General features: G+C 68.6%; 25 protein-coding genes. 10 read left to right on the top strand and 15 right to left on the bottom strand.

Features of this window, described 5'->3' with window-relative positions:
- Positions 1–20: 20 nt before the first annotated feature.
- Positions 21–1,319, bottom strand: a complete 1,299-nt coding sequence (locus tag H7A73_RS04970; RefSeq protein ID WP_259362713.1) for an ABC transporter substrate-binding protein — start codon at positions 1,317–1,319, stop codon at positions 21–23.
- 66 nt (positions 1,320–1,385) lie between these two features.
- A complete protein-coding gene (locus H7A73_RS04965) occupies positions 1,386–2,630 on the bottom strand; it encodes an aminotransferase class V-fold PLP-dependent enzyme (protein WP_182064932.1) in 1,245 nt (414 codons plus the stop codon).
- 160 nt (positions 2,631–2,790) lie between these two features.
- On the opposite strand from H7A73_RS04965, the gene H7A73_RS04960 reads away from it, so the two are divergent.
- Positions 2,791–3,477 carry a FadR/GntR family transcriptional regulator gene (locus H7A73_RS04960; protein ID WP_111041431.1) on the top strand — a complete coding sequence of 229 codons (687 nt, stop codon included), beginning with the start codon at positions 2,791–2,793 and terminating at the stop codon, positions 3,475–3,477.
- A 264-nt stretch (positions 3,478–3,741) separates the two neighbouring features.
- Here H7A73_RS04960 and H7A73_RS04955 read toward each other — a convergent pair whose 3' ends face one another.
- On the bottom strand, positions 3,742–4,371 hold the full coding sequence (locus H7A73_RS04955; RefSeq protein WP_182064931.1) for a TetR/AcrR family transcriptional regulator: 630 nt from the start codon (positions 4,369–4,371) through the stop codon (positions 3,742–3,744).
- A gap of 91 nt (positions 4,372–4,462) precedes the next feature.
- Between H7A73_RS04955 and H7A73_RS04950 the strand changes: the two genes are divergently transcribed.
- Complete coding sequence (locus H7A73_RS04950) at positions 4,463–5,209, top strand: SDR family NAD(P)-dependent oxidoreductase (RefSeq protein ID WP_182064930.1); 747 nt, start codon at positions 4,463–4,465, stop codon at positions 5,207–5,209.
- 217 nt (positions 5,210–5,426) lie between these two features.
- Here H7A73_RS04950 and H7A73_RS04945 read toward each other — a convergent pair whose 3' ends face one another.
- From H7A73_RS04945 to H7A73_RS04925, 5 genes are all read right to left on the bottom strand, one after another.
- On the bottom strand, positions 5,427–6,311 hold the full coding sequence (locus H7A73_RS04945) for a type II CAAX prenyl endopeptidase Rce1 family protein (RefSeq protein ID WP_259362711.1): 885 nt from the start codon (positions 6,309–6,311) through the stop codon (positions 5,427–5,429).
- A gap of 222 nt (positions 6,312–6,533) precedes the next feature.
- Entirely contained in the window at positions 6,534–7,313 is a 780-nt protein-coding gene (locus H7A73_RS04940; protein WP_182064928.1) for an alpha/beta fold hydrolase, read from the bottom strand.
- A 59-nt stretch (positions 7,314–7,372) separates the two neighbouring features.
- Positions 7,373–8,323, bottom strand: coding sequence for an alpha/beta fold hydrolase (locus H7A73_RS04935; protein WP_259362709.1), 951 nt, complete (start codon positions 8,321–8,323; stop codon positions 7,373–7,375).
- Positions 8,324–8,470: 147 nt separating this feature from the next.
- Positions 8,471–9,274, bottom strand: coding sequence for a CPBP family intramembrane glutamic endopeptidase (locus H7A73_RS04930; RefSeq protein WP_182064927.1), 804 nt, complete (start codon positions 9,272–9,274; stop codon positions 8,471–8,473).
- Positions 9,275–9,492: 218 nt separating this feature from the next.
- The gene (locus tag H7A73_RS04925) at positions 9,493–10,368 is read right to left on the bottom strand and encodes a hypothetical protein (RefSeq protein ID WP_182064926.1); all 876 of its coding nucleotides are present in this window, start codon (positions 10,366–10,368) and stop codon (positions 9,493–9,495) included.
- A gap of 23 nt (positions 10,369–10,391) precedes the next feature.
- Between H7A73_RS04925 and H7A73_RS04920 the strand changes: the two genes are divergently transcribed.
- Positions 10,392–11,210, top strand: a complete 819-nt coding sequence (locus H7A73_RS04920; protein ID WP_182064925.1) for a hypothetical protein — start codon at positions 10,392–10,394, stop codon at positions 11,208–11,210.
- Between the two features lie 220 nt (positions 11,211–11,430).
- Here the strand turns inward: H7A73_RS04920 and nrdF are convergent, their stop codons facing one another.
- The 4 genes from nrdF to nrdH all read right to left on the bottom strand — a co-directional run bounded on the left by nrdF (position 11,431) and on the right by nrdH (position 15,413).
- Entirely contained in the window at positions 11,431–12,432 is a 1,002-nt protein-coding gene (gene nrdF, locus H7A73_RS04915) for a class 1b ribonucleoside-diphosphate reductase subunit beta (protein WP_232832744.1), read from the bottom strand.
- A 94-nt stretch (positions 12,433–12,526) separates the two neighbouring features.
- Positions 12,527–14,632: a class 1b ribonucleoside-diphosphate reductase subunit alpha gene (gene nrdE, locus H7A73_RS04910; protein WP_182064924.1), complete on the bottom strand. Its 2,106-nt coding sequence runs from the start codon at positions 14,630–14,632 to the stop codon at positions 12,527–12,529.
- A gap of 17 nt (positions 14,633–14,649) precedes the next feature.
- Entirely contained in the window at positions 14,650–15,066 is a 417-nt protein-coding gene (nrdI, locus tag H7A73_RS04905) for a class Ib ribonucleoside-diphosphate reductase assembly flavoprotein NrdI (RefSeq protein WP_182064923.1), read from the bottom strand.
- Positions 15,067–15,179: 113 nt separating this feature from the next.
- Positions 15,180–15,413, bottom strand: coding sequence for a glutaredoxin-like protein NrdH (nrdH, locus tag H7A73_RS04900; RefSeq protein WP_017886897.1), 234 nt, complete (start codon positions 15,411–15,413; stop codon positions 15,180–15,182).
- Positions 15,414–15,768: 355 nt separating this feature from the next.
- Between nrdH and H7A73_RS04895 the strand changes: the two genes are divergently transcribed.
- The 3 genes from H7A73_RS04895 (at position 15,769) to H7A73_RS04885 (ending at position 18,617) form a co-directional block, all read left to right on the top strand.
- Positions 15,769–16,974, top strand: a complete 1,206-nt coding sequence (locus H7A73_RS04895) for an MFS transporter (RefSeq protein ID WP_182064922.1) — start codon at positions 15,769–15,771, stop codon at positions 16,972–16,974.
- A gap of 195 nt (positions 16,975–17,169) precedes the next feature.
- On the top strand, positions 17,170–17,988 hold the full coding sequence (locus tag H7A73_RS04890; protein ID WP_182064921.1) for an aldo/keto reductase: 819 nt from the start codon (positions 17,170–17,172) through the stop codon (positions 17,986–17,988).
- A 56-nt stretch (positions 17,989–18,044) separates the two neighbouring features.
- Positions 18,045–18,617, top strand: a complete 573-nt coding sequence (locus tag H7A73_RS04885; protein ID WP_182064920.1) for a hypothetical protein — start codon at positions 18,045–18,047, stop codon at positions 18,615–18,617.
- Here H7A73_RS04885 and H7A73_RS04880 read toward each other — a convergent pair.
- Positions 18,614–18,952 carry a hypothetical protein gene (locus tag H7A73_RS04880; RefSeq protein WP_182064919.1) on the bottom strand — a complete coding sequence of 113 codons (339 nt, stop codon included), beginning with the start codon at positions 18,950–18,952 and terminating at the stop codon, positions 18,614–18,616. The genes H7A73_RS04885 and H7A73_RS04880 overlap by 4 nt on opposite strands.
- Before the next feature lie 118 nt (positions 18,953–19,070).
- Here H7A73_RS04880 and H7A73_RS04875 point away from each other — a divergent pair, with 118 nt between their 5' ends.
- The 3 genes from H7A73_RS04875 (at position 19,071) to H7A73_RS04865 (ending at position 21,116) form a co-directional block, all read left to right on the top strand.
- Positions 19,071–19,772 carry a hypothetical protein gene (locus tag H7A73_RS04875; protein ID WP_182064918.1) on the top strand — a complete coding sequence of 234 codons (702 nt, stop codon included), beginning with the start codon at positions 19,071–19,073 and terminating at the stop codon, positions 19,770–19,772.
- A gap of 132 nt (positions 19,773–19,904) precedes the next feature.
- Entirely contained in the window at positions 19,905–20,495 is a 591-nt protein-coding gene (locus H7A73_RS04870) for a hypothetical protein (protein ID WP_182064917.1), read from the top strand.
- A 99-nt stretch (positions 20,496–20,594) separates the two neighbouring features.
- Positions 20,595–21,116 (top strand): ribonuclease H, encoded by a 522-nt coding sequence (locus H7A73_RS04865; protein ID WP_027465941.1) that lies wholly within the window; start codon positions 20,595–20,597, stop codon positions 21,114–21,116.
- Between the two features lie 28 nt (positions 21,117–21,144).
- Here H7A73_RS04865 and H7A73_RS04860 read toward each other — a convergent pair whose 3' ends face one another.
- The gene (locus tag H7A73_RS04860) at positions 21,145–21,396 is read right to left on the bottom strand and encodes a DUF6458 family protein (protein WP_182064916.1); all 252 of its coding nucleotides are present in this window, start codon (positions 21,394–21,396) and stop codon (positions 21,145–21,147) included.
- A gap of 64 nt (positions 21,397–21,460) precedes the next feature.
- Positions 21,461–24,031: a DEAD/DEAH box helicase gene (locus H7A73_RS04855; RefSeq protein WP_182064915.1), complete on the bottom strand. Its 2,571-nt coding sequence runs from the start codon at positions 24,029–24,031 to the stop codon at positions 21,461–21,463.
- Between the two features lie 182 nt (positions 24,032–24,213).
- Between H7A73_RS04855 and H7A73_RS04850 the strand changes: the two genes are divergently transcribed.
- Positions 24,214–25,227, top strand: coding sequence for an LLM class flavin-dependent oxidoreductase (locus H7A73_RS04850; protein ID WP_182064914.1), 1,014 nt, complete (start codon positions 24,214–24,216; stop codon positions 25,225–25,227).
- The last annotated feature ends 508 nt before the right edge of the window (positions 25,228–25,735 follow it).

The raw sequence follows: 25,735 nt of genomic DNA, 5'->3' as shown, positions 1-25,735 counted from the left end.
GGTGGACGCGTCCTGGACCGTCACTTTGCGTCCTTCTCGGTCCAGTACTCGTCCCAGCTGGCGAGCAGTTGCTTGCTCGTCATGTCGCCGACGAGGACCCGCTGCAGCTCAGAGTCGGCCTTCTGGGTCCACTCGGTCCACCATGCGACGGTCCGCGGCTGCACGACGGGGATGTAGGTCTCCGGTGCGTCGGTCATCGTGACGTAGCTCGCCCAGGCGCCCTCGCTGTAGAACGGGTCCTCGGTGGCGCTGGTGAGGATCGGGACGAGGCTGTTCTCCTTGGTGAAGCGCGTGGAGGCGTCGCCCGACGACAGGAACTCGATCAGCTTCGCCGCCTCGGCCTTGTGCTCACTCGACTCAGCGGTGCCCCAGCCCGACGTGGCGACGGCCTGGGCGGCTTTCCCGGTCGGCCCGGTCAGCAGGGGTGCCGTGGTCCACTGGTCGGCCTCGATGGCCGTCGAGGTCCCGATCGCGCTGATGACCTCGGGGTCCTGCAGCAGGAACGCGGTCGAGCCGTTCGAGAAGCCCTCGACCATCTCCGGGTAGCCCCACGCGACGCTCGACGGCGGCGAGGCCTTCTCGAAGAGGTCGAAGTACATGTCGGCGGCGTCCTGGGCTTCCGGTGCCGAGAAGATCGTGTCGCCGTTCTCCAGTCGGAACGCGTTCTCGGTGTCGAGGTCGTCGGCCACGTAGGCCTCGATGGCGGTGACGAGGTTGGAGTTGCCGTTCATGCCACCGCGGAAGGCGTAGCCGTAGTCGCCGTCACCCGACTCCTGCACCGCCGTGGCCTGCTCGAGCAGGTCGTCCCACGAGGCGGGCGGGGCGTCGAACCCGGCGTCCTTCGTGAGGTCCGTGCGGTAGAAGAGGCTCAATCCGTAGAAGCCGTAGGGGATGTAGTAGACGGTGCCGTCGTCGTTCTTGGCGTAGTCGACGGCGTTCTCGGTCAGGTCGTCCCAGCCGGACCAGTCGTCGAGTTCGGTCGACATGTCGCTGATCCAGCCGTTCGCACTGAAGGGCCCGACCGTCGTGTCGCGGACCTCGAGCACGTCGACACCGTTGCCGGACTGCAGCATCTGCTGGATCTTCTGGTCGGCCTGGTCGGTCGGCGGCGAGATGAGCTCGACCCGGATGTCGGGGTTCTCGTCCTCGAAGTCGGCGAGGAGCTCCTTGAGGAGCGTCGTGCGCGTCGGGTTCGTCAGGCTCTCGACCATCTGCAGGGTGACGGTGCCGTCGCTGCTGCTCGGGGCGGAGCAGCCTCCTGCCAGCAGCGCGGTGGCGAGGCCCAGGCTGAGCGCCGCGATCATCTTGGTGCTTTTCACGGTTGTCCTTCGTGTCAGGTGGAGCACGTGTCGTCAGGGTCGGACGGGTGGTGCGGTCGGAGGTCCTCAGTCGGTGCGGGCCCAGTCCGCGAGGACGGGCACGCAGCGTTCGGCGAACGACTCGTAGTCGGCAGCGGTGTTGTAGACGTGGGTCGACAGCCGCAGGTAGCCCACGCCCGCGAAGGCCGTGAACGCGCACTCGACGCCGAGCTCGTCCAGGACGCGGTCGCGGAGCGCGTTGCCCTCGCCGTGTCCGGCGGCGAGCACTCCGGGCAGCCGCACGAGGCGGAGCGCACCGACGGGCATGCCGACGTCGACGCGGTGATCCTCGCCGGTGATCGCCGAGAAGGCTCCCGCCACGACGTCGACGGCGTGGTCGGCCAGATCGGACATGTACCGGCGAGCCGTGTCCCACCCCCACGTGTCGCCGATGAGGTCGAGCGACGTCGATGCCGCGAGCCAACCGGTGAGGTCGAGGGTGCCCTGGGTGTCGAAGCGCTCCGGGTAGGGGTCGGTCGCACCCCACGAGTCGATCGACGGGTTGAGCTCCTGGGCGAGCGGGCCGCGGGCGACCAGGACGCCGGTCCCCCGGGGCGCACAGGTGAACTTGTGCAGGTTGCCGACCCAGAAGTCGCACTCGAGGTCGGCGAGCGGATCGGCGAGCAGTCCGGGCGCGTGCGCACCGTCGACCAGGACGGGTACCCCGAGCTGCGCGGCGTGCCGTGCCACCGCCCCGACCGGCAGGCGCCGCGCCGTGGGGGACGTCACCTGGTCGATGACGACGAGGGACGTCGCGTCGGTGATGCTGTCCGTGATGATCCCGGCTGCCGTGTCGTGGTCGGCGTCGAGCGGGACCGAGACGGTGCGGACGCGGCCGTTCCAGCGCCGGGCGAGTCGCTCGGCACCCATCGTGACCGCTCCGTAGCCGTGGTCGGTGACGAGGATCTCGACCCGGCGGCCCACCGGCAGGCTCGAGTAGACGACACTCGCGCCGGCACTCGCGTTCGCGACGAACGCCGTGTCCCGGACGTCGGTGCCGAGGAACTCGGCGACGCCGCCGCGCGCCTGCGCGACGAGCCCGGGCAACGGCGGGAACCACGCGACCGGGGCTGCTTCCATCACGTCACGGAGGCGCTGCTGCTCGACCTGCGTGGCGCGGGGCACAGCGCCGAACGAGCCGTGGTTGAGGTGGCCGAGGTGCGGGTCGAGCGTGAACGCAGCAGCCGCCGGCCGCCCGTCCTGGAGCGTCAGCGGCTCGGGGCCGACCGCGGGATCGGTTCGAGCGGCGTCGGTGGTCGTCGCGAATGCCATGCCGGCAACACTAGGAAGTCATCAGATGACTCCGGTTTCGACTGCGTTACGAACGTGTCAACAGCCCGATCAAGTGCAAGGACATCAGATGAGTCGCTTGTCGAAGCGCGTTGATGGGGCGTCTTCATGCCGGTAGGCTCGCCCGGAAGAGAGGGGCACGATGTCCGCGGTCGACGATGCCTTCCACGGCCTGCGTCACATGATCAGCTCGGGGCGCCTCGGCGCCGGGCAGCGGTTCCCGCCCGAGGCGGACCTCTGTCAGGAGCTCGGGGTCTCGCGTGGGTCGTTGCGCGAGGCTGTCCGCATGCTCTCCGCCCTCGGTGCCGTCGAGTCCCGCCACGGATCCGGCGTCTACGTGTCGGCGCTCCGCCCCGAGGACATCATCGGCAGCCTCGCCCTCACCGTCGGCCTGCTGCCACTGTCCGGACTCCTCGACGTGTACGAGTTGCGCCGGGTGCTCGAGAGCCACGCCGCGGCACAGGCCGCCGCACGCGCCAGCGCCGACCTGCTCGACGAGCTCGACGGCGTGCTCGACGCGCTCGAGGCCACCACGGACGTCGAGGAGTCCGCACAGCTCGACTCCGACTTCCACGAGGCGATCGCCCGGGCCGGAGGCAACCCGACCATGGTCGCGCTGCTCGGCGTGTTCCGGAGCCGCAGTCGCGCGTACCAGATGTTCGACATGCCGGACGGGCAGACCATCAAGCACACCAGCGACCAGGCGCACCGGGCCATCGCACGGGCCATCCGGCAGCGCGATCCGGTCGCGGCAGCCACGGCGGCGGCGAGCCACGTCGCACAGACGGAGCAGTGGCTGCGGCACTACCGTCCCGACCCGACGCGCTGACACGCACGGCGGAACAGGTTGTCTGCAACCAGCGGAGCGGCCGTGGGGTGGGCGACCCGAACGAGGACCCCGACCAGGCCGGCACCAGCCCGGCGGGCGCAGACGACACCGAGGGTGTGCGGACGACGCCACCTGGGTGAGCGCTTCTGGAACCCGCACCGTCGCGCCCGCTGGATGCGCGCCTCCAGACCCGGACAGGAGGCGCGGCGGCACCCCGCCCCGCCGGTCACGTCGCCGCAGCGCCACCCCAGCACGCGCCGACGTTCAGTCCCAGGGATCGTCCGCGGTCCCGAGGCGCTCCTTGCCAAGCGGCGTGATCGGCAGGGCCGCGAGGCTCGCGATCCCCACTTGCAGGAGCGCCGCTCGCGAGGTCCCGACGCGTCCGATCGCCACCATCCCCTCGATGACCGCGCAGAAGTAGGTGCCGAGCGCCTCGGCGTCGGCATCGGCCTCGACCTCGCCTGCCGTCTGCGCGTCGACGATGCAGGCCGTGTAGCCCGCGCGGATGGTGTCGAAGGCTTCAGAGACGGTCGCGGCGACCTCCGCGTCACGGGCCGACAGCTCCACCGCCGCGCGGAGCAGCAGCGAGGGCGCCCCCTGTGCTGCACCGTGCTCGACCGCAACGGACACCAGCTGCGTCCGGATCCGCGCGATGGGGTGCTCGGAACTCCGCATGACGGACTGGACAACCTCGACTGCCTCCGCGGTGTCGCTGAGGCAGGCGCGCATGAAGAGTTCCTTCTTGCCTCCGAACGTGTTGTAGAGGCTCTGCCGCCCGAGTCCGGTTGCCGCGAGCAGGTCGTCGAGGGATGTGCCGTCGAAGCCGGACTCCGCGAACGTGCGTCGTGCGCGCTCGACCACGTCGGCCTCGTCGAACTTGCGCGGTCTGGGCATGTGGACTCCTCGAAACTCGTTGTTGACTGATCAGTCAAGCACGGCGTACTGTTCTGGACCAAGCAGTCAACAACAACTCCAGGAGGACACCATGGTCGGAGCACTGCAAGACAAGACCGCACTCGTCACGGGCGGAACCTCGGGCATCGGACTCGCGGTCGTGCGCCGGTTCGTCGCCGAGGGGGCGCACGTCTTCGTCACCGGGCGGCGGCAGGAGGCGCTCGACGCCGTGCGCGACGAGCTCGGCGACGCGGTCACGACGATCCGCGCCGACGCCGCCCGAGCGGAGGACATCGCAACCGTCTTCGCCGCGGTCGCCGAGCGCGGTCGCGGGCTGGACGCCGTGCACGCGAACGCCGGCGGCGGGGAGTTCAGGTCGCTCGACGCCGTCACCGCTGAGGACTTCGAAGCGACGTTCGGCACCAACGTCCGCGGGACCACCCTGACCGTCCAGGGCGCCTTGCCGTTCCTGCACGAGGGGTCCGCCGTCGTCGTCACCGGATCGACGGCAGCGTCCGGCTCCGAGCCGTCGTTCGGCCTGTACGGGGCGTCGAAGGCCGCGATCGCTGCCCTCACCCGCACGTGGGCAGCCGAGCTCGCGCCGCGCGGTGTCCGGATCAACACGGTCGTCCCCGGGCCCACCGAGACCCCGGGTCTCGCCGGCCTCGCTCCGGGCAACCCGAACGCGATGCTCGAGCAGATGGCGAGCGGGATGCCGTTCGGCCGCCTCCTGCATCCAGAGGAGGTCGCCGCCACGGTGCTGTTCCTCGTGTCCGACCAGAGTTCGGGGATGACCGGTAGCGAGCTCCTCGTCGACGGGGGCAGCGGCATCGCCTGATCGCGTCAGCCGCCCGGCGGGTCTGCATGAAGCTACCTGCACGCCGCCGGCACCTCGTGGGGTCTCGGATTCTTCCCCCCTCCCAGCAGCGCAACCTCTCCTTGCGTCCGCCGCCCGTCCCGCCGATCGGCTGCCGGCGCTGTCTCGACAGCCGATCCCTTGCTGAGGGGGGGTGCTCGTCAATCGGCGAGGACGAGACGGGCACCGGTGTTGGTGGTCAGCTGCGCATGGAGACACGGCGCTGCATCACCTGGCGAGTAGTGACGAACACCGCACCGGCAAGCACGATGTGCACCAGGACGAGGGCGATGGCGTCGGGCTCGACCCACGTGATCGTCCAGCCCGACTCCAACCAGCCCGTGCCGCCGAGCACGGTGCGGGTCACGCTGAGTTGTGTCCAGTGGAAGGCGACCGCGACCAGGAGTGCGCCCTCCATGGGTAGGCGCCGGGCGGCGACGAGGGCGAGTCCGAACAGTGCCAGTTGCACTACGTAGACGACGGGCTCGTTCCCGGCGGGGAACACCGACAGCTCGTTGCCCGTGTCGCCCAGCGCGGTCGTTATGAGCCACCGCACGGGCCCGACCACGAGTCCGACGAATGGGAAGAGCGCTGTCGTGGCGAGGGTAGCGACGACGAGGCCCCACCCATCGCGAAGGTTCGTCCACATGTACCCGCGCAGCGCGAGTTCCTCCGGCAGCGCTTCGAAGAGGGCAAGGACGATTCCGTTCACGAGGACGAATCGTGCGAACGCGACGGGGTCGAGGTCATCGACTCGGATCCATCCAGCGAGCCATGCGGGCACCCAGACGACGAGGCCAGTCCCGACCCCGACTGCGATGCCCGTGGTCAGGGGACGCACGATGCGAGCGCTGAGTCCGAGGCTCCCCAGGCTGCGATGATCTACCCGACGGCGCAGCAGGACGATAGCGGGCACCACGAGTGCCGACATGAGGGCCGCCTGCACGAAGACCGCCGTGGACCGAGCAAGCCCGAACGCCTGGTCGAACGCCGACGCGATCCCGACCGAGAGGCCAAGGCTCGCCCCGATGAGCAGCCAGCCCGCCAGTCCCAGGAGCAGGGCACGGAGTCGCGGCTGAGGCATCTGTGCAGGCTCGCGAGCTGCAGTGCCGGACAGAGCGAAGTCCGAAGGCATGCAGCTCATCTCGTCGGCGTCCGGCGAGCGGCCTGTACCGCCGCCACCGGCCATACTTCACGGGCGTGCGCGTGCGCGTCAAATACCGAAGCATGCGAACACCCTCTGGCGCACCCTCCGAATGATGCGGGGGTCACCGGTGATCAGAGGAGGCGTCCGGAAAAGGATCGGCTACCGGTCGATCCGTGCGAGCCAGTCGTGGATCAGGGCGGCGGTGATCTCGGGTTGCTCGAGGTGCACGTTGTGTCCAGCACCGTCCAGGACGACGAAGCTGCCTCGCGGGTAGTGGTCCCGGAGTGCGAGCCCGTCCTCGTAGCCGACGACGTCATCCTGCCGACCGAACAGATGCAGCGCCGGCGCGGTGAACGGTTCCGGGTGTCGTTCCTCCGGAACGGCTTCCAGTGCGTAGTCGGCGGCGATGCGGTCCATCACCGCAGGGTCGGCGCCACGGAGACCGGGCAGCACGTACCGCTCGAACGCGGTGAACGCGGCGGCGTCCTGGATGACGCTGACCTCCTCGAATGCTGCTCGCGCGTCGCCGGCGGCTTCGAGGACGGCCGGTTCGGTGTGCAGCACGGTGCGCTCGGGGACGGCGCGGTCTGTGTGTGCTGGGTGCACGACGCCCGCCAGGGTCGCGACGCCGAGGACGTGGTCGCGGCGTTCGTGGGCGACGTGTCGGGCGATCATGCCGCCGAAGGAGTTCCCGATGACGGCGAAGGGCTCGTCCCCGAGGTGGTCGTCGATGTCGGCGAGTACCTCGTCGGCCACGTCGACCGCGCTCTTCGCGGTCGCGGTTGCCGCGGCGGCTTCGGCCCATGGCAGGTCGAGGAACACCATTCGCCAACGCAGATCCTGCACCGCATCCGCCAGTGGCAGCATGATCCGGTGGTCCACCCCGAAACCATGGAGGACGACAAGCGGACGACCAGACCCAAGAACTCGCGCGATCACCCACCAAGCCTACGAGCAGCCCGTACCGATGGCCGATCCGCTACCGGGCAGCCTTCGGCTCAGGCCCGCACTGCGATTCGGTCGAGTGCTTGTGTCAGCTCGGCGCTTTGGCGGGGTCCGCCGTGTCCTTCGTCCTCCACGATGGTGAGTGCGCTCTGCGGCAGACCTCGGTGGAGACGCCAGGCTGTCGCTGCTGGGCCGCTGATGTCCCTTCGGCCGTGCACGAGGGCGGTGGGGATGTGTTGGATGCGGTCCAGCCGAGCAAGGATCGCGTTGTCTCCAGGCATGAAGGCGTCATTGCTCCAGTAGCGCGTCACCAGCCGAGCGAACTCCTCGCGGTGATCAGGACCAACGTGTCCTTCGTTCCGAAGCTCGGGATGGTCCAAGGAGACGTGCACGTTCTCCCATCTGTCCCAAGCCGCAGCTGCCGCTTCGCGAGTCGAGGCATCCGACGACGCGAGGAGACGGGCATACGCGTCAACAACCCGCTCGCCGGGATGTCGCTGGCTGGCGCGTTCGAACTCGTCCCATTCGGCAGGGAACAATCGACCAACGCCCTCCGTGATCCACTCGACCTCGCTCCGGCTAGTCGTGGTGACGGCCATGAGTGCAAGGGCTCGAACGCGTTGCGGGTGTTGTTGTGCGTACGCCAACGCGAGCGTGGTTCCCCAGGAGATCCCGGTGACGACCCAAGTGTCGATCCCGAGGGCTCGGCGGACGGTCTCGATGTCGTTGATGAGCTGCTGAGTGTTCTGTCGATCCATCTCGCCGGTCTGACGGCCGGCAGAACGGCTCTTGCCGGTGCCGCGTTGGTCGATCCCGATGAGTCGGTACCGTGCCGGGTCGAAGTGGGTGCGGTACCAGCCGCTGCCGAGTGATCCTCCGGGGCCTCCGTGGAGCCAGAGGGCAGGGATGCCGGCGGGGTTGCCCGACTCTTCACAGTAGATCGCGGCCTCTCCCTCCGCGTCGACCGCGCTCATCCGAAAGGGCTCGTACCGCTCGTAAGTCACCGCTTCACGCTATAGACGACCGCACCGCGTGTCGTCCCTTCGGACGATCGGCTATCGGACACGCTCCTCGGGCCTCGGGTACGTGTTCGTGCTTGACGTCGTTGGCGCCCTTGCGCTGCGAGCGGCGTCGATCCCCAGTGGCGTGCCCTACCGCGGCTGGCTGCGGAGGGCGGGTGTCTCGGCGAGGTGTTCGTTTGATCCTCGGATGACCCACCAGACAGCGATGAGAGCGAATGCTCCGATGAGGAGCTCGAGTCCGCCCATGTCGGTGAACGAGGCGGGGTGGCCTTTCCCGGTGGCGAAGACGGCGAAGTCCCAGAGCGCGTGGAGCACCATCGCCCAGACGAGCGTTCCGGTGATGCGACGGAGGATGTACAGGACGGTGCCGAACAGGAATGCGGAGAGCACCTGGAAGCTGGTCCGGCCGAAGTCTTGGCCGCTGAGGACGTTGACGTAGTGCATGAGGCCGAACGCGAGGGAGGAGAGGAACCAGACCCAGCCCTCGCCGAGTCTGGAGCGGAGCGCTGTGATGAGCAGTCCGCGCGTGGCGATCTCCTCGGTGAACCCGACGAGCAGGAGCACCAGTGAGGCGACGAAGAAGCCGACGTCGTAGGCATCCCAGTCAGTGCCGATCAGGTTGAGCAACATGAGGACGGTCATCAGCGCCGGCGCGATCACGGGCCACCGGGACGTTGACCGGTGCTGTTCGCGTATCGCTGGCCGCCACCAGCCGAGCAGAGTCGTGACGACGGTGAGGGCGATGGCGCCGAGGATCAGTGAGATGCCGACGCCGCGGAACAGAGTGCTGCCGTTGTCGCCGAGGTCCGGGTAGGGAACGCCGGAGAGGTGTTGGGTGATCGAAACGAGGGCGACGTAGCCGACGACGACGGCGACGCCGATCCAGATCCGAGGTCGGACGCGAAGATCCGACCGATCAGCGGGTGAGTGCATGGTGCCCCATTTCAGACGGCGGCGTGCGTCCCCTGCGGCGCTCGACCACTCGGTAGTCATCCTATGAACAACCGTCGCGGACTGTCCGGAGCTGGTGTTCACGGGATGCTGCATCGCTGCTTCGCTGCTTCGCTGCATGCTGTCGGCGCGGAAGGACTCCGCCGTCCCGCCGGACCGCGCGGCACGGCCGTCGGAGCGAATTGAGCTCCCTCGATGGGTCAGCGGGTTGGCGGCAGGGCGTGGGTGACGAGCCTGGACACTTCCTCGGCCGCTCGGCTCGCGGCCTCGGGGCCGGCAGCGCCGGTGACGACGAGTGCGAGTACGACGGGCGCTGCGTCCCCCGAGGTGCGGTAGGGCACTTCGAGAGTGCTGACCTCGACGAGGGTGCCGGCTTGGCTCCTGTCGCTGACCCCGGCTACTTCCCACAGTGCGTCGGTGCCGGCTGCGGTCGCAGGGGATCCCGCACTGTTGAGCAGGATGTTCCGCAGCGTGCCGCGACGGTCAGGGGCAAGCGTCTTGCCGTAGATGGCGTCGTCGAGCAGGGTCGCGAAGCTCCGCGCTGACGGCGCGGCAGACGAGGGACCAAGGATCGCGTCAGCGCGACGATGAAGAGCATCCTCGCCGCCGAGCCACGTCACGAGCGTCTGCTGAGCTTCCGGCGCGCTGGTCTGCAGGGCAGCGGCGACGGCATCCAGGAGCGTCGCGGAGGCTCCGGTTTCGGCCGTGGCCTCGGAGGTGGCAGGGGACGCTGCGAGTTGATCGTCGGAGGCATTGGCGAGCACGAGCACGCCCGCGGTGAGGGCGCGCATGTCGAGCGGTACTGCCTCGGTGGCACGGAAGCCCAGGTGGTGGTCGTTACCGGTGTCGATGGCGTCGACCCGTACACGGAGGTCGTGCTTCCGCTCGTAGGCGGCCAGACGCTCGGAGAGCGCTGCGGCCGTGATCGCCTGCGGAGTCCGAGAGGCTGCCGGGATCGTGTGAGGTGCGGCCGGTTCTGGGGCCGCGGAACAGCCCGCGAGGGACACGCTCGTGGTGACCAGCACCGCCAGGGAGGTGACCAAACGGGCTGTGGGGCGGTGGAGCAGGCGGGGCACGGAATAACGATACGGTGACTCAAATGACTGGCTGCACGCGTGGGTACCTGTATCGCGTGATCAGTCGGGCGCTTGCCGTCGCGGTGTCGGGCCTGATCTTGAGCGGTTGCGCCCCGGCGTCGACCACCGCAGCGGACACACCCAGCAAGACGGCAGAGCCGAGTGCAGCTGCGTCACCTGACGAGGCGCCGGTCCTTGCAGCGCCATCGTCGAGCGTCCGTCCTACGACGACCATGGAGAGCGCGTTGGTTGCCTTGGAACAGGCCGAGCAGGCAGCCGTCAGCACCTGCGTGATGAGCGGCGCGACTGGCGCAGTCTCGACCTACGATGGCGAAAGCGACATGCCAGCGGACGCTCTTCTCGCAGTGGTCCTTCCCGCGATCGCTCCCCGGATCGACCCGAGTGCGACGATGCTGCCGGTCGCGCAGGACCGCTCTGGTGTCGACGCACAGATCCGTCGACTCGGTGGTGGTAGCAGTGTCGCCGCCGGTCTCGCCGCACTGGACGACCGCGTGACAACGACGCGCACGACGACTGCCCGGCAGGCCTGCAGCGACATCAACACTGCGCTCCAAGGCGATCTGCTCGACGGGCGGGCGAACAGCACGTACCGAGAAGCGCTCCTCTCAGCAGCCAGCCGCGAGACCGCCAGATCCTTCCGCGCATCGGTGCCGGATGGATGGACCGCCGCGGGGACCGTCCTCGTGAACGGATCGACCGCAGGAGCAGTTGCGGTACTCAGCGGCGTCCACTGGTCCACGGTCATCACGATCTTCGTCACCGGTGCAGCGGACCCGCTCGACGTGATCGCCCGCGCGACCGAGATCGCCCTCACCGCCTGATACTGCGTCCCGCAATCCTGCCGCCTCCCAATGTCCGATGGCCGGTCCTTCACCGAGCCGGACCTGACCGAAGGCCTGCCCGGCGGCCGCCTGTCTCACATCACCCGTCCGGATCGATCCTCTCTGGAGGGGCGCCATCCGGACACGTCCATGGGCCCCGGAGCACGAGAACGCCCCGCCAGCCGAAGCCAGCGGGGCGTTCCCTCGTGTCAGACCAGGATCAGAAGTCCCAGTCCTCGTCCTCGGTCTTCTCCGCCTTGCCGATGACGTACGACGACCCCGACCCCGAGAAGAAGTCGTGGTTCTCGTCCGCGTTCGGCGACAGCGCCGACAGGATCGCCGGGTTCACGTCCGTCGTCTCCTTGGGGAACATCGGCTCGTAGCCCAGGTTCATCAGCGCCTTGTTGGCGTTGTAGTGCAGGAACTTCTTGACGTCCTCGGTCAGCCCGACGCCGTCGTAGAGGTCCTGCGTGTACTGCACCTCGTTCTCGTAGAGCTCGAACAGCAGGTTGAACGTGTAGTCCTTGATCTCCTGCTTGCGCTCTTCCGAGGCGCCCTCGAGGCCCTTCTGGAACTTGTACCCGATGTAGTACCCGTGGACGGCTTCGTCGCGGATGATCAGGCGGATCAGGTCGGCGGTGTTCGTGAGCTTGGCGCGCGAGGACCAGTACATCGGCAGGTAGAAGCCGGAGTAGAACAGGAACGACTCGAGCAGCGTCGAGGCGACCTTGCGCTTCAGGGGATCGTCGCCGGTGTAGTAGTCGAGGACGATCTGGGCCTTCTTCTGCAGGTTCACGTTCTCGGTGGACCAGCGGAAGGCGTCGTCGATCTCGGGCGTCGAGGCCAGCGTCGAGAAGATCGACGAGTAGCTCTTCGCGTGCACCGACTCCATGAACGCGATGTTCGTGTAGACGGCCTCTTCGTGCGGGGTGATCGCGTCGGGGATCAGGCTGATCGCGCCGACGGTGCCCTGGATGGTGTCGAGCAGCGTCAGGCCGGTGAAGACCCGCATGGTGAGCTGCTGCTCCTCCGGCGTCAGGGTGTTCCACGACTGCACGTCGTTCGACAGCGGCACCTTCTCGGGCAGCCAGAAGTTGTTGACCAGCCGGTTCCAGACCTCGACGTCCTTGTCGTCCTGGATGCGGTTCCAGTTGATGGCACTGACCGCACTGATCAGCGGGATGGACTTGCCCGTGGCGTGGACCGGGTCGGTGAGGGTCATGGGATTGTCTTCCGGATTCGAGATGGTGATCTGATGACGGACTGGAGGCGCGGGGCGGGGCCCGCCCCGCGCCTCCAGGAAGAGAGCAGCAGCTCTACAGCATGCAGCTGACGCAGCCCTCGACCTCGGTGCCCTCGAGGGCGAGCTGGCGCAGACGGATGTAGTAGATCGTCTTGATGCCCTTGCGCCATGCGTAGATCTGCGCCTTGTTGATGTCACGCGTGGTGGCGGTGTCCTTGAAGAACAGCGTCAGGGACAGGCCCTGGTCCACGTGCTGCGTCGCCGCGGCGTACGTGTCGATGATCTTCTCCGGGCCGATCTCGTACGCGTCCTGGTAGTAGTCCAGGTTGTCGTTCGTCATGAACGGCGCCGGGTAGTAGACGCGGCCGAGCTTGCCTTCCTTGCGGATCTCGATCTTCGACGCGATCGGGTGGATCGACGACGTCGAGTGGTTGATGTACGAGATCGAACCGGTCGGCGGGACAGCCTGCAGGTTCTGGTTGTAGATGCCGTGCTCCTGGATGGACGCCTTCAGCGCCTTCCAGTCGTCCTGCGTCGGGATCGTGATGTTCGCGTTGTCGAACAGCGATGCCACGCGGGAGGTCGCCGGCGTCCAGAGCTGGTCGGTGTACTTGTCGAAGAACTCACCCGACGCGTACTTCGAGTCGCGGAAGCCGTCGAAGGTCTCGCCGGTCTCGATCGCGATCTTGTTCGACGCACGAAGGGCGTGGAACAGCACCGTGTAGAAGTAGATGTTCGTGAAGTCGATGCCCTCTTCGGAGCCGTAGTAGACGCGCTCACGAGCCAGGTAGCCGTGCAGGTTCATCTGGCCGAGGCCGATGGCGTGCGACTTGTCGTTGCCGTCCTCGACGCTCCGCACCGAGGTGATGTGCGACATCTGCGAGACCGAGGTCAGGCCGCGGATGGCGGTCTCGATGGTCTTGCCGAAGTCCGGCGAGTCCATCGTCAGCGCGATGTTCAGCGAGCCGAGGTTGCAGGAGATGTCCTTGCCGATCTCCTTGTAGGACAGGTCCTCGTTGAAGGTCGTCGGGGTGTTGACCTGCAGGATCTCCGAGCACAGGTTGGACATGTTGATCCGACCCTTGATCGGGTTGGCCTTGTTCACCGTGTCCTCGAACACGATGTACGGGTAGCCCGACTCGAACTGGATCTCGGCGATGGTCGTGAAGAAGTCACGCGCCTTGATCTTCGTCTTCTTGATGCGCGAGTCGTCGACCATCGCGCGGTAGTTCTCGGAGATCGGGACGTCGCCGAAGGGCACGCCGTAGACCTTCTCGACGTCGTACGGCGAGAACAGGTACATGTCCTCGTTGTTCTTCGCGAGTTCGAACGTGATGTCCGGCACGACGACGCCGAGCGACAGCGTCTTGATGCGGATCTTCTCGTCGGCGTTCTCGCGCTTGGTGTCGAGGAACTTCATGATGTCCGGGTGGTGGGCGCTGAGGTAGACCGCGCCGGCACCCTGACGCGCACCGAGCTGGTTCGCGTACGAGAAGGAGTCTTCCAGCAGCTTCATCACGGGGATGATGCCCGAGGACTGGTTCTCGATCTGCTTGATCGGGGCGCCGGCCTCGCGGATGTTCGACAGCAGCAGGGCCACGCCGCCGCCGCGCTTCGAGAGCTGCAGCGAGGAGTTGATGCCGCGCGAGATCGACTCCATGTTGTCCTCGATGCGGAGCAGGAAGCAGGAGACGAGCTCGCCGCGCTGTGCCTTCGCCGTGTTGAGGAACGTGGGGGTCGCGGGCTGGAAGCGGCCGGCGACGATCTCTTCGACCAGGTCGATGGCGAGCTGCTCGTTGCCCTGGGCCAGGCCGAGGGCGGTCATGACGACGCGGTCCTCGAAGCGCTCGAGGTAGCGCTTGCCGTCGAACGTCTTGAGCGTGTAGCTCGTGTAGTACTTGAACGCGCCGAGGAACGTCTGGAACCGGAACTTCTTCGAGTACGCCAGGTCGTTGAGTCGCTGGATGAAGTCCAGCGAGTACATGTCGATCGTGGCTTTTTCGTAGTACTCGTTCTCGACCAGGTAGTCGAGCCGCTCCTTCAGGTTGTGGAAGAAGACGGTGTTCTGGTTGACGTGCTGCAGGAAGAACTGCTTGGCGGCCTCACGATCCTTGTCGAACTGGATGTTCCCGTCCGCGTCGTAGAGGTTGAGCATCGCGTTGAGGGAGTGGTAGTCCATCCCCGTCTGCGGCGACGTCAGATCGACGTCTGCAACTGCTGCGTCCAAAATGCATCCAATCCTGAGTTGACCGCCGACACGTCGTCAGGGGTCCCGAAGAGTTCGAATCGATAGAGAAGGGGGACGTTGCACTTCCGTGCGACGACGTCCCCTGCCAGGCCGTACGCCTCGCCGAAGTTCGTGTTGCCGCCCACGACCACGCCGCGGATGAGCGAGCGGTTGTGGGCGTCGTTGAGGAACTTGATGACCTGCTTGGGGACTGCACCCTCGCCGTTGCCGCCACCGTAGGTGGGCAGGACCAGGACGTAGGGCTCGTCGACGTGCAGGAAGGGATCGCTCGGGTAGAGCGGGATCCGGTCCGCGTCGCGGCCGAGCTTCTCGACGAAGCGCGCGGTGTACCCGGACACGCTCGAGAAGTAGACCAATCGGCTCATGGTGCGCTCCTCTGGAGAAGGTGCGGACGGACGGACCGGGGCGACCTGGCGGAGGCGGGTCGCGCCTCCAGGCCGGCGGTGGGTGGTGCGGGCCCGACGGGACCCGCACCGACTCACGCCAGTTCGGCGCTGAGCGTCGCGATCTTGTCGGGGCGGAAGCCCGACCAGTGGTCGTCGTCCGTGACGACGACGGGGGCCTGCATGTAGCCGAGGCTCTTGACGTGCTCGAGCGCTGCCTCGTCCGTGGAGACGTCGTGCACTTCGTACTCGATGCCCTTGTTGTCGAGGGCGCGGTACGTCGCGGTGCACTGGACGCAGGACGGCTTGGTGTAGACGGTGACGGCCATGATCTCCCCTAGTTCCTACTGGTTTCTGCTGTGCTGTGGAGGTGGTGCTGATGTCTGTCCGCAGTCGTGTCCGGGAGGGGCCGCTGCGATGCCTCCACACTACATCTAGTGGCCGGCCGCGACACCGACCACAAGAGGAAGTGTTACAGCCGTGTAGTTCTCCACAACGTCCTCCACAGTCTGTGGATTCCCGAGAGGCCCGAGTTTCCGCCAGTCTCCGGCCGACCACCGACACTTCCCCACACCGGTGGACAGCCACGATCCACATGTGTGGAATCAGCGCTTCGGCGTGTCGTGTCAGCCCCCTCCCCAGGACGGGGGACAGCCCGATCCGTCCGGTCCGTACACTCGTCTCGTGAGTACGTACGGGCCCCTCCTGAAGACCCCTGGCGTGGGTCGTGTCATCGCCGCACAGCTCACCGCACGGTTCCCGTTCGGCATGCTGTCGCTGGCGTACCTGCTGCACGTCGAGCACGTGTTCGGCTCCTACGGGGCCGCCGGACTGGTGCTCGCGACGACGAGCATCGGGCAGGCGCTGGCCGGTCCGCTGACGAGCCGGTGGATGGGCAGCTGGGGCATGCGTCCCGTCCTCATCCTGACGAGCATCGTCGCGCTGATCAGCATGGTGGTCATCGCGTTCGTGATCATGCCGCTCTGGGGCTACGTGGTGGTCGGGTTCCTCGGCGGCCTGGCGGTCCCGCCCGTGCAGCCGGCGGTGCGCACCATCTACCCGAAGATGGTGACCTCGGCGCAGCTCACACCCCTCTTCTCCCTCGACGCCAGCGCGCAGGAGCTCATCTGGGTCGCCGGCCCGGTGATCACCACGTTCGTCGCGACGCAGATCGGCACGGTCGAGGCGATCGTCGTCGCGATGGTCTTCCTGGTCGTCGGCGGCACGTGGTTCATCGCCTCCCCCGAGCTCGGACGCGTCCGCATCCCCCGGTCCAAGCGCGCGTTCGGCGTCGTGCTGAAGCGTCCCTCGGTCGTCGTCGCCACCCTGACCGGCCTGCTCCTGATCGGGGCCTGCGCCGCGGTCGAGGCCAGCGTCACCAGCGTCTTCGGCGAGGGCAGCCCGAACGCCGGCATCGTCCTCGCGGTGTTCGCGGTCGGGTCGCTCGTCGGCGGCCTGGCGTTCGGCCACCGCCCGATCTCGCGCAACACGCTGTGGACGCGCATGGCCGTGGTCTTCGTCGGCCTCACCCTGGCCCTCGGCGGCACGAACTTCTGGTGGCTGTGCCTGGCCCTCGTCATCGCGGGTGTGGGCATCGCCCCGGCCCTCGCGGTGATGTTCGGATCCGTCTCCGCCACGGTCAAGTTCTCCGACACCGCCGAGGCCTACGGCTGGATGGGCACCGGCCAGCTGATCGGTGCCGCTGGCGGATCGGCGATCGCCGGCTTCCTCATCGACAGCAACGGTCCGGTCGGCGGCTTCACCGTCGGCGCCGTGATGGCCGGACTGGGCGTGCTGCTCCCCCTGGCGATGCGCAGCTGGCTGCCCGACCTGCGCGGCCGTGACGCCAGCCCCCTCCCCGACACCGAGCCGGTGCACCTGCCGACCTGAGCGGGGGCGCGGGCGCTTTCGGCGTGCCTGGTCGATTCGGGCGTACCTGGTCGGGAGTTCTGACCAGGTACGCCCGTTTCCACTCCCCATCGCGGCCGGCATGGGAAGGAACGGGCGTCCGGCAGGCGGGTCGCGTTCTCCACAGTTGGCCGGGAGGCCCGGCGCCCGCCCGCCACGCACCGGCAGGATGGGCGCATGGTCAGTTCACTTCCCCTCCGCGACGGCGCCGCGATCCCCGCGATCGGCTTCGGCGTCTACAAGGTCGACGATGCCGGAGCAGAGACGGCGGTCGGTCTCGCGCTCGACGCCGGCTACCGGCACGTCGACACCGCCGAGATGTACGGCAACGAGACCGGCGTCGGCAAGGCGATCCGGGCCTCCGGGCTGGACCGTGACGACGTCTTCGTGACGACCAAGGTGTGGAACGACCACCAGGGGCGCGACGCGACCCTGCGGGCGTTCGACGGCAGCCTCGAGCGGCTGGGGCTCGACGCCGTCGACCTCTACCTGATCCACTGGCCGGCCGCCGCGAACGACCGCTACGTCGAGACCTGGCAGGCGCTGGTGGAACTGCGCGAGTCGGGGCGGGCGCGGAGCATCGGCGTCTCGAACTTCCAGGTGCCGCACCTGCAGCGGCTCATCGACGAGACCGGCGAGGTGCCGGCACTGAACCAGGTCGAACGGCACCCCTGGCTGCCGCAGCGCGAACTCATCGCGTTCCACGAGCAGCACGACATCGTGACCGGGGCGTGGTCGCCGCTCGGTCGTGGGCGCCTGATCGACGAGCCGGTACTGACGGGCATCGCGGACGCGCACGGCGTGAGCGTGGCGCAGGTGCTCGTCCGGTGGAACGTGCAGCACGGCGTCGTGGTGCTGCCGAAGTCGGTGACGCCGTCCCGGATCCGGTCGAACCTCGACGTCGACGGCTTCGAGCTCACCGACGACGAGCTCGGGGCGATCGCGACGCTCGAGTCGGGGCAGCGGACGGGCTCCCACCCGGACTCGGTGTCGTAGCCGAGCGGGGTACGCACTGTTCAGCCACAGCGAGTGACGGGCCGTACTGTCGAGGGGTGATCGATCCTCAACAGACCGCCCGTGAACACCTGCGCCCCGATGAGCACTTGTACTGGGCCGGCACGAGCGACCCGGCCAAGCTCCTCTCGGGCCGCGACGGGTTCCTCATCCCGTTCTCGCTGCTCTGGTGCGGATTCGTGGCGTTCTGGACCGCCTCGGCCGTGACCAGCGGTGCGCCACCCTTCTTCTTGCTCGTCGGGTCGCTGTTCACACTGATGGGCCTGCACCTGCTGGTCGGACGGTTCCTCGTGAAGCGGTACCGCAAGCGGACGTCCGTCTACGCCGTGACCGATCGCCGGGCCCTCGTGATCACCCCTCGCGGCACGCGGGAGGTCCCGATCGGCCGCACCGACCGCACCGTGAGCTGGACCGGCGACCGACGGCACTGCAACGTCGAGTGGGACGCGACGGGAGGCGGACCAGGATCGATGCTCGTCGGCCGGGGAACGAACGCGAAGGTCTACGCGAACACCGGTCTCGACGGTTTCTTCGGACCACAGCCGATGGCGTTCTGGGACGTCACCGATGGCGATGCTCTTGTGCGCGAACTCGACCGGGCGTCGAGCTAGCCTCGGCGGTCCTCCTCGGACTGCCACGGCAGGTGGAGGTCGCCTGGTTCGGGTTCGACATCGCCGGCGTCGTCCGCGCCGCCCGTCCCGGGGGCTGCGATGACCTTGGACGGGTCGATGCCGTCCTCCCGCAGGTCGGCGTCGTCGCGCTGCTTCGTCTGGGACGCGTCCATCTCGCGCTCGCTCGACGGGCTGTACGAGGTGTCGGCGGCACGTTGCTCGCGCTCGCTCACGCCGTCGACGTCGTCGCTGTGTGCGGCGTCGCGGAGCGCGTCGGTGCGTGCGCGGTCGTCGGACGGCTCGGGGCCGGGGGCGTTCGGGATGCTGTCGCTCATGGTGTTTCCTCCTGCAGCGGACGCTAGTCCTCGGCCCCGTGTAACGAGTCTGGCTCGGTCCGCTCCCCGCACTCGATGACGTCCCTGGCCCCCGCTACGCTGCCGACGAGGGGGAACGATGGGAAGAACACGGACCGCGACGACCGCGGTGATCGGCTCGGCGCTGGTGGGGCTGCTGCTCGCCGGGTGCACGGCGTTCGGCGGCGACGACGCGATCCCGACGCCGACGCGACAGGCGGCCGAACGCACGGCGGAACCCGCGCCGGACCCGACGCGCGACGCCGATCCGGTCGAGACCGAGACCGAGCCCGAGCAGGCGTTGCCCACCGGCACCGTGGCGGCCGAGACCGACGTGGTCTCGCCGAGCGGCGAGACCAGCATCCACGTCCGGGTGGTCGCGAACGACCGCGGGACCTTCGACGCCCAGCTCTCCGGGTACCGGACGACCAATCCGCAGCCCATGCGGCTGGAGTTCCGACACCGGCCCGCGAAGCCGCTCGACGGCTGGGACGGCTCGGTGCGCGAGACGGTCGAGTGGGACGCCGCAGTTGCTCCTCCGACCTCGTTCACGATGGGTCAGGCGGGTCCACACCCCGATCACCTGCGCAGTGTCGTCCTCGTCCCTGCGACAGCGGCCGACGAGGACTCATCCAAGCGCCCGTGGGCGGGATCAGTGCTCGCCGCCGCTGACCTCAGGTGGAACATCCCGAACCCCTACCCCGGCCTCCCGGGTCACCGTCGGCGACGACCGACCGGGCGCCTACGGCATCGTCACCAAGGTCGACGGCCGACCGGCGAACTACCTGGTCGCGCACGGTGACGAGCTCTCGACGGTCTCGGAGCGGTTCGGCATCACGCCGGCGCAGGTGCAGTGGATGAACCCCTTCATGGAGCAGCGCGACGACGACTGGCTGCTCGAGGGCAGCACGCTCAACATCGATCCCGGGCGCCGTTGAGCGTGCCGGTCACGAGCACTCCCGACCAGCGCGCACTGATCACCGCCGAGCTCCGCGCCGGAGAGCGGCTGCTCTGGGTGGGACAGAGTGACCCGTCGAAGATGCTCGGGTTCCACGACCGGTGGCTCGTCCCCTTCAGCGTGTTGTTCGCCGCCGCCGTGACGACGGGGCTCGTCCTGGCCATCCGCGACGGAGCACATCCGCTGGTGCTGGTGCTGTTGGCCGTGTTCGTCGTGGCCAGCCTGCACATGGGCGGTGGCCGCTTCCTCGTGAAGCGCCACCGCAAGCGCACCGAGGTCTACGCCGTCACCGACCAGCGCGCGCTGATCGTCTCCGGCAGGGCGAGCCGGGAGACCGACATCCGTCGCACCGACCGCGGAACCGACCTGATGGATGAGCACGTGTCGGTCGAGTGGAACGACACCGGCGACCTCGACACCCTCTTCTGGGGCGGCACGGACGCGATCCGGCAGTACGCGAACACCGGTCTCGACGGACTGTTCGGTGTGCGGAGAGACTTCGCCTTCTACGACGTCGCCGACGTCGTCGGGCTGCTCGACGCCCTGGAAGAGATCGCCCCGCGCTGACCACGCACCGGTGCAGAACGCCGGAGCGTGAGCCGTCCGCGTGGTCCGTTACGGTGGACCAGCACCACCGCGCACCCGGCACCACCAGGAGGTCCCATCGTGACGATCGTCGCCGCCGCAGACGGCTCAGCCCTCGGCAACCCCGGCCCCGCCGGCTGGGCCTGGTACGTCGACGACGACCGGTGGGCGGCCGGCGGCTGGCCCCGTGCAACGAACAACATCGGCGAACTCACCGCCGTGCTGCAGCTGCTCCGTGCCACGAAGGACACCGGCGAGCCGCTGCACATCCTGTGCGACAGCCAGTACGCGATCAAGGCCTGCACCGAGTGGCTCGCCGGCTGGAAGCGCAAGGGATGGCGGAAGGCCGACGGCAAGCCGGTGCTCAACGTCGAGATCATCAAGGAACTCGACGCGGAACTGCAGGGCCGCAAGGTCACGTTCGAGTGGGTCCGCGGCCACGTCGGTCACGAGATGAACGAGGCCGCCGACGTGCGTGCCCGCGGTGCCGCGACCGCGTTCCAGAACGGCACCGACGTGCCGCACGGTCCGGGCTGGCCCGGCGCCGAGGTCCCCGAGCCGTCTGCGCTGCCCGACGCCACCCCGCCCGCGACTCTCTTCTGACGAACGGGGCGAGAATCCCCGCCGCGGCTCAGTAGGTGCCGTCGCGGCGGTCCTGCTGGGTGATCTGCTCCCCCGAGGCCGGGTCGACACCGGTGCGGGTGGTCGTGGTGGTGCGTCGACCGCCGAACGCGACGGCCAGGCTGATGATGAGCAGCACGACACCGGCGGCCATCAGGATGTAGCCGATCAGGCGGAGGTCGATACCGGCGAGCTGGATGTTCAGCGCGAAGGCGACGATCGCGCCGATGACGATCAGGGCGATGCTGGATCCGATGCGCATGACGCAGTCCTCTCGGGTGGGGGTGGTGCCGGAGACGGTACACGTCCGGCGAACCCAGCGCCGATCAGTCGACGTCCACCTCGGCCCACCCGTCGAACCGCCCGATCTCGGTGACCCGCACGACGGCCTCGCCGACCTCGTCCGAGGCGTCCAGGTCGATCGTCGCCGAGAACCCGAAGTCCTTGTCGCCCTCCGGGTCGGCGAAGATCTGCCGGGCCTTCCACACCCGGGGTGATGCGGTGGCACCGCTCTCGTCGAGCACCAGGTACTGCATCGACCGCGCGTCGGCGTCGGTGCCGATGGAGTCGTGCTCCTCGTAGTACTCCTCGAGCACGTTGTCCCACGCGGCCCGGTCGAAGCCCGCGGTCGCGTCGAGTTCCCCGAGCCCGTCGATGTCGTCGGCCGCGGCGAGCAGCACCCGCTGGAACAGGGCGTTGCGCACGAGCACCCGGAATGCCCGCGGGTTGCCGGTGAGCCGTGCGGGCTGCGGCGGTGCGATCTCCTCGTGCTCCTCGGAGGCCAGCAGGACGTCGCCGTTGAGCAGCGCCTCCCACTCGTCGACGAGCGACGAGTCGGTCTGCCGCACGACCTCGCCCAGCCACTCGATCAGGTCGTCGAGCTCCTGGGTCCGCTGCTCCTCGGTGATGGTCTGGCGCATCGTCCGGTACGCGTCGGACAGGTAGCGGAGCACGAGCCCCTCGGAACGGGTGAGCTGGTAGAAGCGCACGAAGTCACCGAAGGTCATCGCGCGTTCGTACATGTCTCGGACGACGGCCTTCGGGGACAGCTGGAAGTCGAGGACCCAGGGCTGTTCGGCGGCGTAGGCCTCGTACGCCGCCTCCAGCAGCTCGGACAGCGGGCGAGGCCAGGTGACCTCCTCGAGCAGCTCCATCCGCTCCTCGTACTCGATCCCCTCCTGCTTCATCCGGGCGACGGCCTCGCCGCGCTCCTTGAACTGCTGCTGCGACAGGATCGCCCGCGGGTCGTCGAGCGTGGCCTCGACGACCGACACCATGTCCAGCGCGTAGGTCGGCGACTCCGGGTCGAGCAACTCGAACGCGGCGAGCGCGAACGGTGACAGCGGCTGGTTGAGCGCGAAGTTGGGCGCGATGTCGACGGTCAGGCGGTAGGCGCCGTCGACCTTCTCGATCACCCGTGCGTTGATGAGGGTCCGGGCGATGACGAGTGCCCGCCGGGCCATCGCGAGCTGCCGCGATCGCGGTTCGTGGTTGTCGTAGACCAGCGATCGGACGTCCGCGAAGGCATCGCCGCCACGAGCGACGACCGACAGCACCATCGCGTGCGTGATCCGCATGCGCGAGACCATCGGCTCCGGCTCGGCCGCGATCAGCCGCTCGAACGACGCCTGCCCCCAGGACACGAACCCCTCGGGCGCCTTCTTCCGCTTGATCTTGTTCTTCTTCTTCGGGTCGTCACCGGCCTTGGCGACGGCGCGGGCGTTCTCGATGTCGTGTTCGGGTGCCTCGGCGACGACGTCACCCTCGGTGTCGTAGCCGGCACGTCCGGCACGACCGGCGATCTGGTGGAACTCCCGCGCGGACAGCTGGCGCATCTTCGTGCCGTCGAACTTCGTCAGTCCGGTGAACAGCACGGATCGGATCGGCACGTTGATCCCGACACCCAGGGTGTCGGTACCGCAGATGACGGGCAGCAGGCCGCGCTGGGCGAGCTGCTCGACGAGTCGTCGGTACTTCGGCAGCATGCCGGCGTGGTGCACGCCGATGCCCGCCCGGATCAGGCGGGACAGGGTCTGTCCGAACCCGGCGCTGAACCGGAAGCCGGCGATGGCGTCCGCGATCTGGTCCCGGCGTTCGCGCGAAGCGACCTTCGCCGACATCAGCGACTGCGCCCGTTCGAGTGCGGCGGCCTGGGCGAAGTGCACGATGTAGATCGGCGCCTTGCCCTCCTCGAGGAGCCGCTCCACCGTCTCCTGCACGGGCGTCATCACGTACTGGTACTCGAGCGGCACCGGCCGCGAGACACCGGTCACGCGGGCGGTGGGCCGGCCGGTCCGGCGGGACAGGTCGTCCGCGATGGTGGTGACGTCACCGAGGGTCGCCGACATGAGCAGGAACTGCGCCCGCTCGAGCACGAGCAGCGGCACCTGCCATGCCCACCCGCGGTCGGGGTCGCCGTAGAAGTGGAACTCGTCCATCACGACGACGTCGACGTCGGCGTCCGGCCCCTGGCGGAGGGCCAGGTTGGCCAGGATCTCGGCGGTGCAGCAGACGATCGGGGCGTCGGCGTTGACGCTGGAGTCACCGGTGACCATGCCGACGTTCTGCGCGCCGAACAGGTCGACGAGCTGGAAGAACTTCTCGGACACCAGCGCCTTGATCGGTGCCGTGTAGTAGCTCCGCTTGCCCTCGGCGAGCGCGGCGAAGTGCGCGCCGGCCGCCACGAGCGACTTCCCGGTGCCGGTCGGGGTGCTCAGCACGACGTTGGCACCGGACACGAGCTCGATGACCGCCTCGTCCTGCGCCGGGTACAGCGGCCGGCCGCCCTCGGCGGCCCACGCCGCGAAGGCCTCGTAGACCTCGTCGGGGTCGACGACGCCGTCCACCGCCGCCGGGATCGCGGCGACGAGCGGGGGCACGGTGGTGACGTCGGTCATGTGCCCATCCTCCCAGGTGCGCATGTGCCGGACTGGGCCCACGCCGCCGGTTCCGGTCCGACGCGCCAGCGGCGGACCGGCCGTGCCGGTGGGGGGAGGCCCGTGGCGGCGCCGCCACGGGCCTCCCGTCCGCCCCGTCGCCGACCCAGGCGGATTTCGATACGTGCGCATAGACTCGCGACATGCGCGAACTCGGCTTCCTCTCCTTCGTCCCGAACCACGGCGGCACCGACGGCGCCGCCAGCGCCCTGGAGGACGGCCTGCGCCTGTTCGAGACCGCCGAGTCGCTCGGGTACGGGACGGGCTGGGTGCGCGGACGGCACTTCGAGCCGTACCTGACGAGCCCGATGACCTTCTTCGCCGCCGCCGCCCAGCGCACCAGCACCATCGCGTTCGGCACCGCCGTGCTCGGCATGCGGTACGAAGACCCGGTGCGCCTGGCCGAGGACGCCAGCACGGTCGACCTGCTCAGCGGTGGCCGGGTGCAGCTCGGCATCAGCACGGGCATCGCCGGGTACGGTCCGATCCTCGACCCGGTGTTCGGCACGGTCGACCGCAGTTTCCGCGACGAGGCCGAGGCCCGCGCCGCACGGCTGCTCGAGGTACTGCAGGGCGAGCCCCTCGGCAGTGCCGGCAAGGGCTACGAGAGCATCCCCGCCGGGGCCGACCTGACCCTGCAGCCGCTCAGCCCTGGCCTGCGCGACCGCGTCTGGTGGGGTGGCGGCAGCATGGGCACGGCGGTCCGCACCGCCGAGAAGGGCCTCCTGCTGCACTGCTCGACCCTGAACACCGAGGACACCGGCGCGCCGTTCACGCAGGCGCAGGCCGACCAGATCGCCGCCTACCGCGAGCGGTTCGCCGAGCTGCACCCGGAGCGCGAGTCCAAGGTCGCCGTGGGCCGGATCGTGGTGCCGCTCCTCGACGACCACGACCGCGCCGTGCACGAGGAGTTCCTGACCGGGTACGCCTCGGGCATGGACGACGAGGGCCGGCCGCTCTCGGGCACCCCGCCGTTCCGGTTCAGCAAGGTCCTGTCCGGCGAACCGGCGGCGATCGTCGACGCCCTGCTCGCCGACCCGGCGGTCACCGCCACCGACGAGCTCGTCATCACCCTGCCGGCGAACGGCGACCGTGCGACGCACGAGCGGATCCTGCGCATCGTGGCCGAGGAGATCGCCCCGGCCCTGCGGGCCTGAGGGTCGGCGCTGCGGGCCTGAGGGCCGGCGCTGCGGGCCTGACAACCGGTGCCCCGAGCCGGACGCCCGCGACACCGCCGCTGCACCACCACCGAGAGTCAAGGGCATCCGGCAGGGCTCAGATCGAGTTGGTGAGGCCCGAGAGCCCGGCCGGATGACCATCTCGTCCCTGATCCACACGAGATGGTGCACTCATCGTTCCACCTACCAAGCGGTTTGTCACACCGATCCGCGCACCCGGGACGTATGAAGTTGACCAAGTGTCACTCGTTTTTCCGAACCGGGACGAAGTGCCCGAGCAGGTTCGCATCGCGGCCGGAACGACGAATGCGTCCCCGCGCGGACGCGGGGACGCATTCTGGGACGCACCGGGGAAGCCAGGGCAACAACGGCCGGATCAGGAGACCGAGTCGCTCACCCAGCGACCCCGTAGTCGGTGCGTGCGCGGACGGTAACCAGCCGACTCGCGCACGTAGATGTTACTGAACGGAGCCGGGAGCTGCGCGGA

Origin of the sequence: Curtobacterium sp. ME12, from assembly GCF_903970855.1 — a bacterium.
Taxonomy (GTDB): Bacteria; Actinomycetota; Actinomycetes; order Actinomycetales; family Microbacteriaceae; genus Curtobacterium; species Curtobacterium poinsettiae_A.
This window is presented reverse-complemented; position numbering and strand designations above follow the sequence as displayed.

Bases quoted from the DNA above. Each gene is read 5' to 3' on its own strand.
- H7A73_RS04850 (WP_182064914.1), top strand. From the start codon at position 24,214: ATGCGCGAACTCGGCTTCCTCTCCTTCGTCCCGAACCACGGCGGCACC.
- H7A73_RS04960 (WP_111041431.1), top strand. From the start codon at position 2,791: ATGTCCGCGGTCGACGATGCCTTCCACGGCCTGCGTCACATGATCAGC.
- H7A73_RS04920 (WP_182064925.1), top strand. From the start codon at position 10,392: ATGACTGGCTGCACGCGTGGGTACCTGTATCGCGTGATCAGTCGGGCG.
- H7A73_RS04930 (WP_182064927.1), bottom strand. From the start codon at position 9,274: ATGCACTCACCCGCTGATCGGTCGGATCTTCGCGTCCGACCTCGGATC.
- nrdH (WP_017886897.1), bottom strand. From the start codon at position 15,413: ATGGCCGTCACCGTCTACACCAAGCCGTCCTGCGTCCAGTGCACCGCG.
- nrdF (WP_232832744.1), bottom strand. From the start codon at position 12,432: ATGACCCTCACCGACCCGGTCCACGCCACGGGCAAGTCCATCCCGCTG.
- H7A73_RS04875 (WP_182064918.1), top strand. From the start codon at position 19,071: ATGGGAAGAACACGGACCGCGACGACCGCGGTGATCGGCTCGGCGCTG.
- H7A73_RS04955 (WP_182064931.1), bottom strand. From the start codon at position 4,371: ATGCCCAGACCGCGCAAGTTCGACGAGGCCGACGTGGTCGAGCGCGCA.
- H7A73_RS04950 (WP_182064930.1), top strand. From the start codon at position 4,463: ATGGTCGGAGCACTGCAAGACAAGACCGCACTCGTCACGGGCGGAACC.
- H7A73_RS04880 (WP_182064919.1), bottom strand. From the start codon at position 18,952: ATGAGCGACAGCATCCCGAACGCCCCCGGCCCCGAGCCGTCCGACGAC.
- H7A73_RS04860 (WP_182064916.1), bottom strand. From the start codon at position 21,396: ATGCGCATCGGATCCAGCATCGCCCTGATCGTCATCGGCGCGATCGTC.
- H7A73_RS04855 (WP_182064915.1), bottom strand. From the start codon at position 24,031: ATGACCGACGTCACCACCGTGCCCCCGCTCGTCGCCGCGATCCCGGCG.
- H7A73_RS04890 (WP_182064921.1), top strand. From the start codon at position 17,170: ATGGTCAGTTCACTTCCCCTCCGCGACGGCGCCGCGATCCCCGCGATC.
- H7A73_RS04945 (WP_259362711.1), bottom strand. From the start codon at position 6,311: ATGCCTCAGCCGCGACTCCGTGCCCTGCTCCTGGGACTGGCGGGCTGG.
- nrdE (WP_182064924.1), bottom strand. From the start codon at position 14,632: ATGGACTACCACTCCCTCAACGCGATGCTCAACCTCTACGACGCGGAC.
- nrdI (WP_182064923.1), bottom strand. From the start codon at position 15,066: ATGAGCCGATTGGTCTACTTCTCGAGCGTGTCCGGGTACACCGCGCGC.
- H7A73_RS04965 (WP_182064932.1), bottom strand. From the start codon at position 2,630: ATGGCATTCGCGACGACCACCGACGCCGCTCGAACCGATCCCGCGGTC.